We start from the raw sequence: 13434 nt of genomic DNA on the forward strand, positions 1-13434 counted from the left end.
CAATGGCTTCAGTATAGTCAACCGGTTGCTTATTAAATAAGCGCCCGCTAAATCGGTACCGGCTGACCTGTACTGCATCTTCTCTGCTAAGCGGCTGAATATGCACCGCTCTTGCTGAATGTGATTAAATGTAAAAATGCGCGCCGCTTTCTGCCCGCTTCAGCAGCGCCTCGCACGGGGCAAAGCGATCGCCATGCTGCTGGGCGAGGGCCGTAAGTCTCTCCACAAGCGCAGCGCTGCCGTATCGATCCATATAACGGAACGGTCCGCCAAGAAAAGGTGGAAAGCCGATGCCGAATACCGCAGCAACGTCGCCATCGCGTGCCGAACGGATCACCGACTCATCCAGACAGCGCGCGGCCTCATTTAACAGCATCAGCATGCAGCGTTCAGCAATCTGCTGCTCACTCTGACGCGCCTCAGGTTTCAGAGCGAGCAGCGTATAGAGGCTGCGATCCGCTTTACGCGCGCCGGGCCAGCGTCTCTTCTCATAGTGATAAAACCCTTTCCGGTTTTTTCGTCCTTTGCGGTCGTCAGCGAGAATAGCATCAACCGCGGCCTGCGGTGCGGCAAAGCGCGCGCCATAAGCCTGCTCAAGCAGCGGGCTGATTTTACTGCCAGTGTCGATACCGACTTCATCAAGCAGCTGCAATGGCCCTACCGGAAAACCCGCTTTTACCAGAGCCTGGTCAATATGTTCGACCGGTTCCCCCTCCAGCAGACAGCGCAGCGCTTCGTTGATATAGGGGGCGAGAATACGGTTAACGTAGAAGCCAGGGCGATCCGCTACCACTACTGCAGTTTTACCTTGCTTTTGCGCCAGCCGCAGCGTGGTCGCCAGCGTTTCCGCTGACGTTGCCGCATGCGGGATCACCTCAACCAGCGGCATTTTATCTACCGGACTGAAGTAGTGCAGCCCGATGATATTTTGCGGCCGCTGCGCCTGCGCGGCGATAGCGCTGATAGCGAGCGAGGATGTATTCGAGGCGAAAATGGTGTCGGGCTGACAGTGCTGCTCCATTTCCGCCACCATCTGCTGCTTCAGTGCCAGATCTTCAAATACCGCTTCAATGACCACATCGCGCCGGCTGAAGCCCTGATAGTCGGTACCGCCGCTGATGCGCGCCATCTGCTGCTGACGCTCTGCGGGTTTCAGCTGACGCCGCCTGACTTTTTTTGTCAGCAGATCCCAGCTGTAGCGCAGCGCGTGATTGATTCCGCTGAGCTGGATATCTTTGATACGCACCGGCAGTTCCGCTTTCAGCGCCGTCACGCTGGCAATCCCTCCGCCCATCAGCCCACCACCCAGTACGCCCACCTGCTGCAGCGTGCGCACTTCGCCCTCTGCGGCGGCGGCTTTTTTCAGCGCGGTGGACGCGAAAAACAGGCTGCGCAGCGCTGCCGATTCCGGCGTTAGCGCCAGCTCGCCAAACGCCTGCGCTTCAGCCTCATGTCCCGCCTGGCTACCCTGCTCCAGCCCGATGCGCACCACCTGCAGAATGCGCCCGGTCGCCGGATAGTTACCCTGAGTTTTTTTATCCGTCTGACGCTTTGCCAGCGCAAACAGCAACGGGCGCCCCGCAAAGCTCTGCATCAGGCGCGCCCGCTGTGGCAACGTCCGCGCCGCGCCCTTTCCTTTATGAACGCGCGCCACCGCCGTTGCCAGTAAAATGGCCGGCGGCACCGCATCATCGACCAGGCCCAGCTTAAGCGCCTGCCGGGCGCGCAGGGCTTTACCGCTGAGTATCAGCGACAGCGCCTGCTCTGCGCCAATCAATTGCGGCAACCGCTGTGTGCCGCCGGAACCGGGCAGCAGGCCCAGCTGAACTTCAGGCAGACCAAGCCGGGTCTTCTCATCCAGCGAACAGATGCGGGCGTCGCACGCCAGCGCCAGCTCCAGACCGCCCCCCAGACAGGCGCCGTGTATCGCCGCCACAACCGGAAACGGCAGCGCTGCAATCTCCGCCATCACCTCCTGCCCCTGCTTCGCCAGCGCCTGCGCTTCAGCTGATGAGTGGCAGCGGTCGATCATGCTGATATCAGCACCCGCAATAAAATTGTCCGCTTTGCCGGAAATCAGTACCAGACCCGCCAGCTGCGGATGCTGACGGGCTGCGGCGATCACCGCGCGGATCTGCGCGGCAAACTCAGCGCGCAGCGTATTCATTTTTTCACCCGGCACATCAATGGTGATCACACCAACATGATCCGGGCGCAGGGTTAACTCAAACGCGGTATGCTGCATTATTCAGCCTCCAGAACCATTGCAGTGCCCAAACCGCCCGCCGCGCAGGCGGTTACCAGTCCCAGTCCGCCACCGCGCCGCCGCAGTTCATGCAGCGTCTGGGCGATCATGCGGGCACCGGTGGCGGCAAACGGATGCCCGTAGGCGATGGAGCCACCCAGCACATTAAAGCGGTCATCATCAACCTCGCCCAGCGCCTGCGGCCGGTTGAGCACCTCACGCGCAAAGCGCGCATCGCTGAACAGCTTCAGGTTGGCTAACGTCTGGGCGGCAAAGGCTTCATGCATGTCAATCAGCGTTAAATCACCCAGCGTGACGCCAGCGCGATCCAGCGCCAGCGGCGAGGCGTAAGCCGGGCCCAGCAGCATGTCGGTCTGCACATCGATGGCGGTAAACGCGTAGCTGCGCAGGTAGCCCAGCGGCGCTATTCCCAGTTCGCGGGCGCGCCCTTCACGCATCAGGATGAGGGCTGCCGCGCCGTCCGTCAGCGGCGTACTGTTTGCTGCGGTTACCGAGCCGTGACGCCGGTCAAACGCAGGCCGCAGTCGGGCATAATCGGCCGCGCTGGCGTTAAAGCGGATGGTGTTGTCCTGCTCAACCGGCGCTTTCCACGGCGGCACAAAGGCGGGCATGACCTCCTGCTGCAGTACGCCGCTCTGCCAGGCCTGTGCGGCACGCTGATGTGAGCGCAGGGCAAGCGCATCCTGCTGCTCACGCGTAATACCCCAGGTTTTAGCCATCTGCTCAGCCGTATCTCCCATGCGCAGTCCGGTTGAATACTCCGCCACGGCAGGCGGCACCGGCAGCAGATCGCGCGGGCGCAGACGCTGCAGGATCTGCAGCTTTTTGCCCACTGTCCGCGCACGGTTAAGATCGACCAGCGCACGCGCCAGCGTTTTGCTGACGCCAATCGGTAACACGGAGGAGGAGTCTGCGCCGCCGGCAATTCCGGCATCGATGGTGCCCGCCATCAGGCTCTCCGCTACGTTAGCAACGGCCTGAAAGCTGGTTGCACAGGCGCGACTGACGCTGTAGGCGTCCGTGTGCACGCTCAGCCCGCTGCTCAGCACAATTTCGCGCGCAATATTTGGCGCTTCCGGCATCTGTATCACCTGACCAAACACCAGCTGATCGATTACCTCAACCGGCAGTTCGCTGCGCACCAGCAGTTCGCTGACCACCATACGCCCCAGCTCCAGCGCCGGAATGCCGTGGAAATCGCTCGCCTGCCGGACAAAAGGCGTACGCAGCCCGTGAGTAATAGCGATACGTTCGCCCTGACGCGTCAGCAACGGCTGCGCTCTGCTCATGCTTTTCCCCCTGTAACCGACGATCTGACACCATTGCCAGAGAGGTCTGACCTGATCGTCAGTGTTAACCATCCGGCGACGGCTCGCCAATAGCAAAGAGAAAAAAGTGCGAGGAAAAACACGAAAATAGCGATTCGCCGTCGCGGATTGACGGCGATGCAGAATTAACGCAGGGCGAGCTGAAAAATCAGCGCTTCAGCCTGACAGGCAAAGGTAAATTCAGCGTTCAGGCGTATACCTTCCGGCTCTGAGGTAAATTGCGACGTAATCTCACAGGGTTCAGAGGCAGTTTGCTGCGCTTTCTCCGTCAGCGTTAACAGCATCGCTTCGGCAGCTGCGCGATCGGGAAACAGCGCTGACCAGCGTGCACTGCAGTCGCTGTTATCAATCACAATGCCCGTATCCACACAGCAGCAGGCAGCGGTCTCGCGGGCACTGCATTTATTAATGGTCTGACTCATGAGGTTTCTCCGGCTGAAAAAGCGGGCGATCTAAGGGGATGTTCTGTCATAAAGTGTACGCCTGCGGGCCATTTTCCTCTATCATTGCGTCGCTAAGTGACGAATATCACAATAAAATTTGATCCAAAACAAACCTGAGCCGGTATGCTGACGGCGCAGTATAAAGAAATTGTTAAGCAGATCTGATTTTATCGATCAAGTCTGTAATATTTGAAAAACATTATTGCAACTTACACACAGGTCAGACCTATACTCGTCGCACTGGTCTGATATGTCTGTTTAGTCTCAGTCCCTACAATCCGCCGTCCTTTGTTACGCGACGTGACAACGTTTAATAATAATTTTGATGAGGTTGTGGTCATGAACCATAAGAACCTGTTTGCAAAGTCAGCTGTGGCAGCTGCAGTGGCGCTCGTCTCCTCCCAGGTTTACGCCGCAGGCTTTCAACTTAACGAATTCTCAGCAATTGGATTAGGTCGCGCTTATTCAGGCGAAGGCGCGATGGGTGACACAGCAGCATCGGCCAGTCGCAACCCCGCTACCATGGCACTGATGGATAGCCCGATGTTCTCCATCGGCGCAGTCTATATCGATCCTGAAGTAGATATTAGCGGACGCAGTCCGCTCACCGGCAACAGCCTGGACGCGAATAACATTGCGCCTAATCAGTGGGTGCCAAATATTCACTACGTTCAGCCGCTTACCGATCGGTGGTGGGTGGGCGCATCCGCGACCTCAAACTATGGCCTGGCCACTGAATTTAATAATGGTTATGCCGCAGGAGGCTATGGCGGTAAAACCGATCTGATGACCGCTAACCTTAATCTCAGCACCGCCTATCGTCTGAACGAGCACCTGAGCGTTGGCGTTGGCTTTGATGCGGTTTATGCCCGCGCCAAAATTGAGCGTTATGCCGGTGAAGCTGGCCCGGCAGTGGGCTTCCCGTCCGATCTGCAGGTCGCACACCTTAAAGGCAATGAGTGGGGCTATGGCTGGAACGCCGGCGTGCTGTATGAAGTGGATAAAAATAACCGTTTCGGCTTTACCTACCGCTCTGAAGTAAAAGTCGACTTTGACGGCAATTATAAAAACGATATCCCGGCGGCGTTTGGCGGTACCGGCGGCTCAACGGTGCCCGGCTACCTGACCCTGAACCTGCCGGAAATGTGGGAAGTGTCCGGCTGGCATAAAGTTGCGCCGCAGTGGGCAGTGCACTACAGCCTTGCCTATACCAGCTGGAGCCAGTTCCAGGAGCTGAAAGCGACTGGCAGCCGCGGCCAGACGCTGTTCCAGAAAGATGAGAGCTTTAAAGATGCCTATCGCATTGCGCTGGGTACCACCTACTTCTATGACGATCGCTGGACCTTCCGTACCGGTATCGCCTTCGATGACAGCCCGGTTCCGGCCGATAAACGCTCTATCTCTATTCCGGATCAGGATCGTCTGTGGCTGAGCGCCGGTGCGTCTTACGCCTTTACGCCTGAAGCGTCAGTGGATGTCGGCGTATCTTATATGCATGGTCAGCACGTTACCGTTAATGAAGCCCCTTATACCTTCAACTCAGAAGGCAAAGCCTGGCTTTACGGCGCAAGCTTTAACTATAAGTTCTGATCGCGCCTGCCGCACAAGTAATAAGGGCAACCCGGTGGGTTGCCCTTTTTTTACGGCGCGTCGATATCCTGCAAATCGTTTTGTATCGCGCTGGCGTTTGGATTCTCTTCCGGCTTCAGCTTGCCGCCGTTAGCCAGAAAATCGTTACGCTGGAAATAGGCATTGCGGATAAAAGAGTAAGGATCCTGCTGCTGTTTCAGCAGCCCGTCAGAGTCCAGCAGCTGAGCACGCGTCTCTACTCCCTCCAGCGCCCACTTACCGATCGACATCGGCCAGGTCAGCCAGCTGAGTACCGGATAGAGCGTATCCACATAGTCACCGCCATCCTGCCGCACGGTGAAACTGCCGTAGCCGGGCAGCACCACATACGGACCGTAGCCGACACCATAACGCCCCAGCGTACTGCCAAAGCGATGCGGCACCTCGCGCGCCAGCGCCGGGTTCGCTTTGCCTGCGACGTCGATAAAGCCGCCCAGACCCAGTACGGTATTCAGGAAGAAACGCGTGAAGTGGATCCCGGCCTGACGCGGCTCGCCTACCAGAATGGAGTTAACCATGCTGGCGGGTTCATTCAGGTTGCCGAGAAAATTACTCATGCCGGTACGCGCCGGTACCGGCACATAGTCGCGCCAGGCTACCGCCACCGGGCGCACCACATAAGGATCAAGTACGTTGTAATTAAAATTGAACATCGTACGGTTAAAACCTTCCAGCGGATCGCTGCGCTGCGCCGGGGCGGCGTCATCCGCCGGTTTTGAGCTGGCGCATCCCACCAGAAGTAAACTGGCCAGTGCCAGACTGGTCAGGCGGTTATTCATGTTCTTCTCCCTGTGCGGATGATAAATGTAGCGCTTCAGGGCTGCTGCTGATCGATCTCAACAGTCAGCGGCTGGTGACCCTCCCACGAGGTAATAGCACTGAGCCCGAACCAGTCCCCGGCCTGAGGATTTGCGCTGCCGTCGCGGGCAATACGCACTCTGACCTGAACCTGATGCTGCGCCGAAAGCAGGCGATCGGGCATCATAGCGTTGCTGTCATCCAGCGTAAGCGATAGCGGAAAGTGGCTAAGCGGCAGGCGCTTAACGGCCACGGGCACCGGTGAAACACCGTCAGATACAGAAATATACAACACTCCGTCCGGCGGCAACATTTTTTCTGCCGGCGGCGACAGCTTGACCGTCAGGCTCAGCGCAACCGCCTGCTGCCCGGCAGCGGTTTTCGCCTGCTCAATGCTGCGCTGAATCAGCGTTATGCGCGGATCGCCGGCAGGCAGCAACGCCAGCATGGCGCGCCACGCGTCGAGCGCTTCAGTATAGTTCTGCTGTCCGGATGCGTTGAACGCCAGCAGGCTAAGCGTACGCAGATTCGCGCTGTCGCGCTTCAGCAGCGCATGCAGCAGCACGCTCGCCTGCCGGTTATCCTGTGGATCGCCGGAACGCGTCAGGACTTCGGCGTAATCCTGCTGCAGCTCCAGGCTGTCAGGCGCACGCTGCAGCGCGCGCTCAAACGCCTGTCCGGCAGCGGTAGCATTGTTCAGCACCATACCAAGCCGCCCCAGCATCGCCCACTCATCGGCGCTGCCGGGTGTCTGCTGCAGCGCCGTGCGCAGTCCCAGCTGCAGGCGCGCCAGCTCCTCCATCGTCAGCGGCTGCGCATCCGGATCCATTACGCGGGCGCGCAGCGCCGGATAGTCACGCTGAACGGCGAGCCAGCCCGCGAGCTGTGCGTAGCCGCCGGTTTGCAGATAGACCCCGGTTGTCACCAGCAGCAGCAGGATCACGCCCGGCAGCAGGATCCAGCGGCTGCTCTGCCGCGCCGGGACGTGCTGCCCGTCAGTGACGTCAGTCAGCAGCATCTGCTGCAGATCGCGCTCCATCTCTGCGCGGTCTGCCACCACGCCTTCCGTTTCATCACGCTGCAGCTCGCGCAGGCGCTGCTGGTAAAAGGCGGTGTTAAGCCGGTCGCGTTCGTCAGCATGGTATTCACGCTGGCGCCATCCCGCAGCCAGAAACAGCGCTACCGCAGCCGCCAGTAAGACGATCAGAGTCATGCAAAATACAATCATTACGGCTTCCCGTTACGTTCCAGAATCGCCGCCAGGCGCTGTTGTTCATCGTCATTCAGTTCAGTCGTTTCACGCGCGCGGCGGTTACGCAGCAGGATCACCCCGCCGCCCAGCAGCACAAACAGCGCCGGACCGGCCCATAAAATCAGCGTCGCGGGCGTCAGCGGCGGATCGTAAGTGACAAAGTGACCGTAGCGCGCCACCATGTAATCCACTATCTGCTGCCGGCTCTTGCCCTGCTGCATCAGCTCATAGACTTTCAGGCGCATGTCAGCGGCAATCATGGCGTTTGAATCTGCAATGCTGTTGTTCTGGCATTTCGGGCAGCGCAGTGAGGCGGTGATCGCCCGGTACTGATCCTCCTGCTGCAGCGAGGTAAACTGCAGGCTATCTGTGGTGGTGGCCCGGACGCTGAGCGTAAGCAGCAGCGCCGTCAGCGCAATAAGCAGCCTGCTCATGCCCCCGCCTCCCGGCTATATTTTTCCCACAGCGGTTTAACTTCTTCATTCCAGACGCGCTCGTTCATATCACCGGCGTGGCGATAACGAATGATGCCGTGGCCATCAATGAGAAAGGTTTCCGGCGCACCGTAGACACCGAGGTCAAGCCCCAGCATGCCGCTGCCGTCGTAGAGGCTCAGCGCGTAAGGGTTGCCCAGCGTATTAAGCCAGTTTATCGCTTTCGTACGGTCATCTTTATAGTTGAGGCCAACCACGCGCACGCCCTGCTCCGCCAGCCGGTTCAGATAGTGATGCTCAGCGCGGCAGGTCGGACACCAGGTTGCCCAGACGTTGAGCAGCAGCGGCTGACCATCGGTAAGGATCTGCTGGCTGTAGATTTTGCCTGGCTGATCCAGCGCTTCCAGTCTGAACTGTGGCACCGGTTTGCCCGTCAGGGCTGACTCAAGCCGGGAGGGATCGTCACCCTGTGCATTACGCGACAGCTGCCACAGCAGCGCTGCCGCCAGCAGCAGAAACAGCGCCAGGGGAATAAAGAGAATTTTTTTGCTCATGCCCGCTCCTCACGCGCAACTTTTTTCCGCGCGCGATAACGCGGATCCAGCAGGCAGAGCAGGCCGCCTGCCGCCATAAACAGGCCGCCAAACCAGATCCAGCGGACAAAGGGTTTGTAGTAGAGGCGTACGGCCCAGGCGCCGTTATCCAGCTCCTCGCCGAGTGCGGCATAGAGATCGCGGGTAAATCCGCCGCTGATCGCCGCTTCGGTCATCATGGTGCGGGCAGCGGTATAAAAGCGTTTTTCCGCCCGCAGTACCGCTTCCGGTTTGCCATCGCGGGTGACATCGATGATCGCCACGCCGCCGCTGTAGTTAGGCCCCTGCAGGTTATGCACGTCGCGGAACACAAAGTGATAGCGATGAATATCGATGCTGTCGCCCGCCTTCATGCGCACATCGCGCTCAACGCTGTACTGGGTGCTGAACGCGATGCCTACTACCGTTACCGCTACGCCCAGATGCCCCAGCACCATGCCCCAGTGGCTGCGCGACAGATGCCACAGCCCTTTCAGCAGGCTATGCCGGTGAGTCGCGCGCTCATGCAGCTCCATCAGCGTCAGCAGCGTGACCCAGATCGCCATCAGCAGCCCGGTTACCGTCATCGCTTCAATGCGATCTTCCAGCAGCCACGGCAGCAGAACAGAGAGCAGCAGGGTAACCACCAGCCCGGCACTCAGCCGCTTCCACAGCTTTTGCGGCTCATCACGCCGCCAGCGCACCAGCGGACCAATACCGAGCAGCAGCGCAAACGGCGCCATCAGCCAGCTGAACAGCGTATTAAAGAAAGGTTCTCCCACTGAGATACTGCCCAGCCCCAGCTGCTTGTGCACCAGCGGCAGCAGCGTACCGAGCAGGACCACCAGCATTGCCGCAATCAGCAGCACGTTATTGCCCAGCAGAAACGATTCCCGCGACCAGATTTCACTCTGCACGCGGCTGCGTACCTGCCCGCCGCGCAGCGCATAGAGCAGCAGCGAGCTGCCAATCACGATGATCAGAAAAGCGAGAATAAACATCCCGCGCGCCGGATCGGAGGCAAAGGCGTGCACCGAGACCAGCACGCCGGAGCGCACCAGAAAGGTGCCGAGCAGGCTGAGCGAAAACGTCGCGATCGCCAGCAGCACGGTCCAGGCTTTGAAGCTGCCGCGCTTTTCCGTTACCGCCAGCGAGTGCATCAGCGCGGTTCCGGCCAGCCACGGCATAAACGAGGCGTTTTCCACCGGGTCCCAGAACCACCAGCCGCCCCAGCCCAGCTCATAATAGGCCCACGCCGATCCCAGCACGATACCGATGGTCAGAAACACCCATGCGGCGGTGGTCCAGGGGCGCGACCAGCGCGCCCAGGCGGTATCCAGCCGTCCGGTCATCAGCGAGGCGATGGCAAAGGCAAAGGCGACCGAAAAACCGACATAGCCCATATAGAGCAGCGGCGGATGGAAGATCAGGCCGATATCCTGCAGCATCGGGTTAAGATCGCCGCCGTCGATGGGGAAATCAGGCAGCGTGCGGGCAAACGGGTTGGAGGTCAGCAGGATAAACAGCAGAAAGCCGGCGTTGATCATCCCCATTACCGCCAGCACGCGCGCCAGCGCATCGCGCGGCATCTCGCGGCTGAAAATTGCCACCGCCAGCGACCAGCTGCTGAGCAGCAGTACCCACAGCAGCAGCGATCCTTCATGCGCACCCCAGGTCGCGGCGACGCGGTAATAGACCGGCAGCAGCGTATTTGAATTTGTCGCGACGTATGCAACGGTGAAATCGTTCACCACAAATGCGTGCACCAGCACCATAAAGGCGGCGGCAATGGCTAAAAACATGCCCCAGGTCAGCGGTCGCGCGAGCGTCATCAGCCGCGCATCCTGACGCGCGGCGCCCCACAGCGGGTAAATACTCAGCAGCAGCGCCAGGCCCAGCGCCAGACAGAGCAGAAAAGTTCCGATTTCCGGCATCATGGCTGATTACCCGCCGGCTGATAGCGCACTGCGGCGCGGGTATGATTGGTATTCATTGCGTCCTGAATTTCCGGCGGCGTATATTTTTCGTCGTGCTTGGCCAGCACTTCCCGGGCGCTGATAACATTACCCGCCTGCAGTACGCCCTGCGCCACTACCCCCTGCCCTTCGCGGAAGAGATCGGGCAGGATGCCATTATAGCTGACGCTGACCACGCCTCTGGCGTCATACAGGCTGAAGGTTACCGCCAGCGACTGCGGATCGCGCCTCACGCTGCCTGGCATCACCATGCCACCCACGCGCAGACGCTGTCCCGCTTCCGGCTTCAGCTGCGCGTCGCCTTTGCCGTTGATAATCTCGCCCGGCGTATAGAACAGATCGATGTTTGAGCGCAGGGCATACATCACCAGCGCGGTCGCGAGGCCAAGGCCGGTAAGAATAGCCAGCACCACCAAAAGGCGGTTGCGACGACGGAGATTCATCCTGCCTCCCCGGCAGCGCGCGCGCGCTGTTTAGTCTGTGCCGCACGCACACGCTGCTCCCGCGCCTGACGCTGACGGATCTCCGCCAGCAGACGCCGCCGCTGCAGTAGCGTATGCAGCACCAGGCCCAGTAGCGGGATCAGGGTGCAGGCAACCGACAGCCAGACAAAAAAGGCGTAGCCGCCCATAGCAAAGAATTCACTCCATGAGGTGAAGGCCGGACTCATGCTTTTGCTCCCTGCTGTGCCAGCGCGATAGCCCACGGACGATGCCGTTCGGTCAGTAAAATCAGGTTACGCAGCCGCATCAGCGTCAGCGTGATAAACAGCAGCAGATAGCCGAAAATCGACCAGCGCAGCGGCGTGCGCATAGAGGGATCGATCGCCTGCTGCAGCAGACCGGATGAGCCCTGATGCAGCGTGTTCCACCACTGCACAGAAAAATGAATAATCGGCAGGTTCACCACGCCGACGAGGATCAGGATACCGGCGGCGCGGCCCGCCGTGCGGCGATCGTCAAAGGCGAGCCAGAGCGCCATCGCGCCCATATAAAGGAACAGCAGCACCAGCTCTGAGGTGAGGCGCGCATCCCAGATCCACCAGGTTCCCCACATCGGTTTGCCCCATGCGGAGCCGGTAATCAGCGCAATAAAGGTAAAGGCGGCTCCCACCGGCGCCATCGCGGCGGCGGCCAGGTCAGCCATCTTCAGCTGCCACACCAGACCGGTAAAGGCGGCAATCGCCATGGCGGCGTAGATCCCCATTGACCACATGGCAGCGGGCACGTGCAGGTACATAATCCGGAAGCTATTGCCCTGCTGGTAATCAGCCGGGGCGAAGCCAAATCCCCATCCCCAGCCAAGCAGCAGCGCGCCGGCTGCGGCAATCGCCATGCCGGGAATAAGTCGCCCGCATAGCTGGTAAAGGCGTTCCGGCCTTGCCCACTGATGTATCCATTTCCACATTTGCATTGCTCACACTAATAATAAAGAGGGAACGGCTTCTCTGAGGAAGCGCGCTACTGCAGGCTGATCCGCAGCGCCGCAGCGGTGGCAAACGGCGACAGCGTCGCACTTACCGCCAGCATCGCGCCCAGAACCGCCAGATAGCCGCCAACTGGCAGCCCCTGCCCGGCGGCGTCGATAGCCGCACTGGCAAAAATCAGAACCGGAATGGTCAGCGGCAGCACCAGCAGGCTGAGCAGCACGCCGCCACGCCGCAATCCCGTTGTCAGGCCGGTGCCGATAGCACCAAGAAAGCTCAGCGTCGGCGTACCCAGCAGCAGCGTCAGCGCCAGCGCGCGCCAGCCTGCCATATCCAGCGACAGCAGCAGCGCCGCCAGCGGTGACAGCAGGATCAGCGGCAGGCCGGTGACCAGCCAGTGAGCGATCACTTTACCCAGCACCGTGACCGGCAGCGGTGCCGGCAACAGCAGCAGCTGCTCCAGCGATCCATCAAGGAAATCGTCGCGGAACAGGCGCTCCAGCGCCAGCAGCGAAGCCAGCAGAGCGGCGACCCAGACCACGCCGGGCGCAATGCGCGCCAGCTGCTGCGGCTCCGGACCGATGCCGAGCGGAAACAGCGTAATGACGATGAGAAAGAACCACAGCGGGTTGATCACTTCAGCCCCGCTGCGAAACGCAATTTTCAGTTCACGCCGGAGAATACGCAGCAGCATTATTGCCACTCCCCGCTCAGGCGTATTTTACGTAGCGCGGCGGCGGGCAGCTCCTGATGCGTGGTGAGGATCACCGCCCCGCCCTGGCTGGCGTGCTGGTTAAAACGCGCCATGAGTGCTTCGACACCGGCTTTATCGATGGCGGTCAGCGGTTCATCCAGGATCCACAGTCGGGCTGAGCTGAGCCAGAGGCGCGCCAGCGCGACGCGCCGCTGCTGACCCGCAGAGAGCTGCGCCACCGGCACCTCTTCATAGCCGGTCAGGCTGACCTGCTCCAGCGCCGCATACAGCGCCGTCTGGCTGCTGTCGCCGTGCCAGAAACGCAGATTTTCCAGCGGAGAGAGTACCGCTTTTACGCCAGGCTGATGGCCAAGATAGAGCAGGTTTTGTTGCCATATTTCACGCTGACGCTGCAGCGTTTCGCCCTGCCAGCGCACTTCGCCCTCTTCTGCCCGGCTAAGCCCGGCCAGCAGACGCAGCAGTGAGGTTTTGCCGGCGCCGTTCGGCCCTTCTATCTGCACGAGGTCACCCGGCCGGACATGGAAGCTCAGCCCATGAAACAGCATTCGCTCATCGCGAACGCATGAGAGATTAATGACTTCAAACATAGAGGGGC

The 13434-nt window shown here is 60.1% G+C and carries 14 protein-coding genes; 1 reads left to right on the forward strand and 13 read right to left on the reverse strand.

The features are described 5' to 3' along the window. Positions 1–124: 124 nt before the first annotated feature. From fadJ to F3J39_RS07650, 3 genes are all read right to left on the reverse strand, one after another. Positions 125–2245: a fatty acid oxidation complex subunit alpha FadJ gene (gene fadJ / locus F3J39_RS07640; protein WP_039379154.1), complete on the reverse strand. Its 2121-nt coding sequence runs from the start codon at positions 2243–2245 to the stop codon at positions 125–127. Continuing rightward, positions 2245–3555, reverse strand: coding sequence for an acetyl-CoA C-acyltransferase FadI (fadI, locus tag F3J39_RS07645; RefSeq protein ID WP_166714032.1), 1311 nt, complete (start codon positions 3553–3555; stop codon positions 2245–2247). The genes fadJ and fadI overlap by 1 nt, the downstream gene beginning before the upstream one ends. Positions 3556–3719: 164 nt before the next feature. Further along, positions 3720–4016, reverse strand: a complete 297-nt coding sequence (locus F3J39_RS07650) for a YfcZ/YiiS family protein (RefSeq protein ID WP_082032635.1) — start codon at positions 4014–4016, stop codon at positions 3720–3722. A 360-nt stretch (positions 4017–4376) separates the two neighbouring features. Between F3J39_RS07650 and fadL the strand changes: the two genes are divergently transcribed. Further along, positions 4377–5627 (forward strand): long-chain fatty acid transporter FadL, encoded by a 1251-nt coding sequence (gene fadL, locus F3J39_RS07655; protein WP_071668097.1) that lies wholly within the window; start codon positions 4377–4379, stop codon positions 5625–5627. 50 nt (positions 5628–5677) lie between these two features. Here the strand turns inward: fadL and mlaA are convergent, their stop codons facing one another. From mlaA to ccmA, 10 genes are read right to left on the reverse strand one after another with little or no spacing between them, the layout of a single operon-like run. Continuing rightward, the gene (gene mlaA / locus F3J39_RS07660; RefSeq protein WP_039379156.1) at positions 5678–6445 is read right to left on the reverse strand and encodes a phospholipid-binding lipoprotein MlaA; all 768 of its coding nucleotides are present in this window, start codon (positions 6443–6445) and stop codon (positions 5678–5680) included. A gap of 35 nt (positions 6446–6480) precedes the next feature. Further along, a complete protein-coding gene (ccmI, locus tag F3J39_RS07665; RefSeq protein ID WP_166714033.1) occupies positions 6481–7692 on the reverse strand; it encodes a c-type cytochrome biogenesis protein CcmI in 1212 nt (403 codons plus the stop codon). Continuing rightward, positions 7692–8150 carry a cytochrome c-type biogenesis protein gene (locus tag F3J39_RS07670; protein ID WP_039379160.1) on the reverse strand — a complete coding sequence of 153 codons (459 nt, stop codon included), beginning with the start codon at positions 8148–8150 and terminating at the stop codon, positions 7692–7694. Before F3J39_RS07670 ends, ccmI begins: the two co-directional genes overlap by 1 nt. Then, positions 8147–8704, reverse strand: coding sequence for a DsbE family thiol:disulfide interchange protein (locus tag F3J39_RS07675; RefSeq protein WP_039379161.1), 558 nt, complete (start codon positions 8702–8704; stop codon positions 8147–8149). Before F3J39_RS07675 ends, F3J39_RS07670 begins: the two co-directional genes overlap by 4 nt. Next, a complete protein-coding gene (locus F3J39_RS07680; RefSeq protein WP_039379162.1) occupies positions 8701–10659 on the reverse strand; it encodes a heme lyase CcmF/NrfE family subunit in 1959 nt (652 codons plus the stop codon). Before F3J39_RS07680 ends, F3J39_RS07675 begins: the two co-directional genes overlap by 4 nt. Next, positions 10656–11141: a cytochrome c maturation protein CcmE gene (gene ccmE / locus F3J39_RS07685; RefSeq protein WP_039379164.1), complete on the reverse strand. Its 486-nt coding sequence runs from the start codon at positions 11139–11141 to the stop codon at positions 10656–10658. Before ccmE ends, F3J39_RS07680 begins: the two co-directional genes overlap by 4 nt. Next, positions 11138–11368, reverse strand: a complete 231-nt coding sequence (ccmD, locus tag F3J39_RS07690; RefSeq protein WP_039379165.1) for a heme exporter protein CcmD — start codon at positions 11366–11368, stop codon at positions 11138–11140. Before ccmD ends, ccmE begins: the two co-directional genes overlap by 4 nt. Beyond that, the gene (locus tag F3J39_RS07695; protein ID WP_166714034.1) at positions 11365–12105 is read right to left on the reverse strand and encodes a heme ABC transporter permease; all 741 of its coding nucleotides are present in this window, start codon (positions 12103–12105) and stop codon (positions 11365–11367) included. The genes ccmD and F3J39_RS07695 overlap by 4 nt, the downstream gene beginning before the upstream one ends. A gap of 53 nt (positions 12106–12158) precedes the next feature. Continuing rightward, the gene (ccmB, locus tag F3J39_RS07700) at positions 12159–12818 is read right to left on the reverse strand and encodes a heme exporter protein CcmB (protein WP_039379167.1); all 660 of its coding nucleotides are present in this window, start codon (positions 12816–12818) and stop codon (positions 12159–12161) included. Next, positions 12818–13426, reverse strand: a complete 609-nt coding sequence (gene ccmA, locus F3J39_RS07705; protein ID WP_039379169.1) for a cytochrome c biogenesis heme-transporting ATPase CcmA — start codon at positions 13424–13426, stop codon at positions 12818–12820. Before ccmA ends, ccmB begins: the two co-directional genes overlap by 1 nt. Between the last annotated feature and the right edge of the window lie 8 nt (positions 13427–13434).

This window comes from Pantoea sp. Acro-807 (assembly GCF_011752675.1).
Lineage (GTDB): Bacteria > Pseudomonadota > Gammaproteobacteria > Enterobacterales > Enterobacteriaceae > Pantoea > Pantoea eucrina.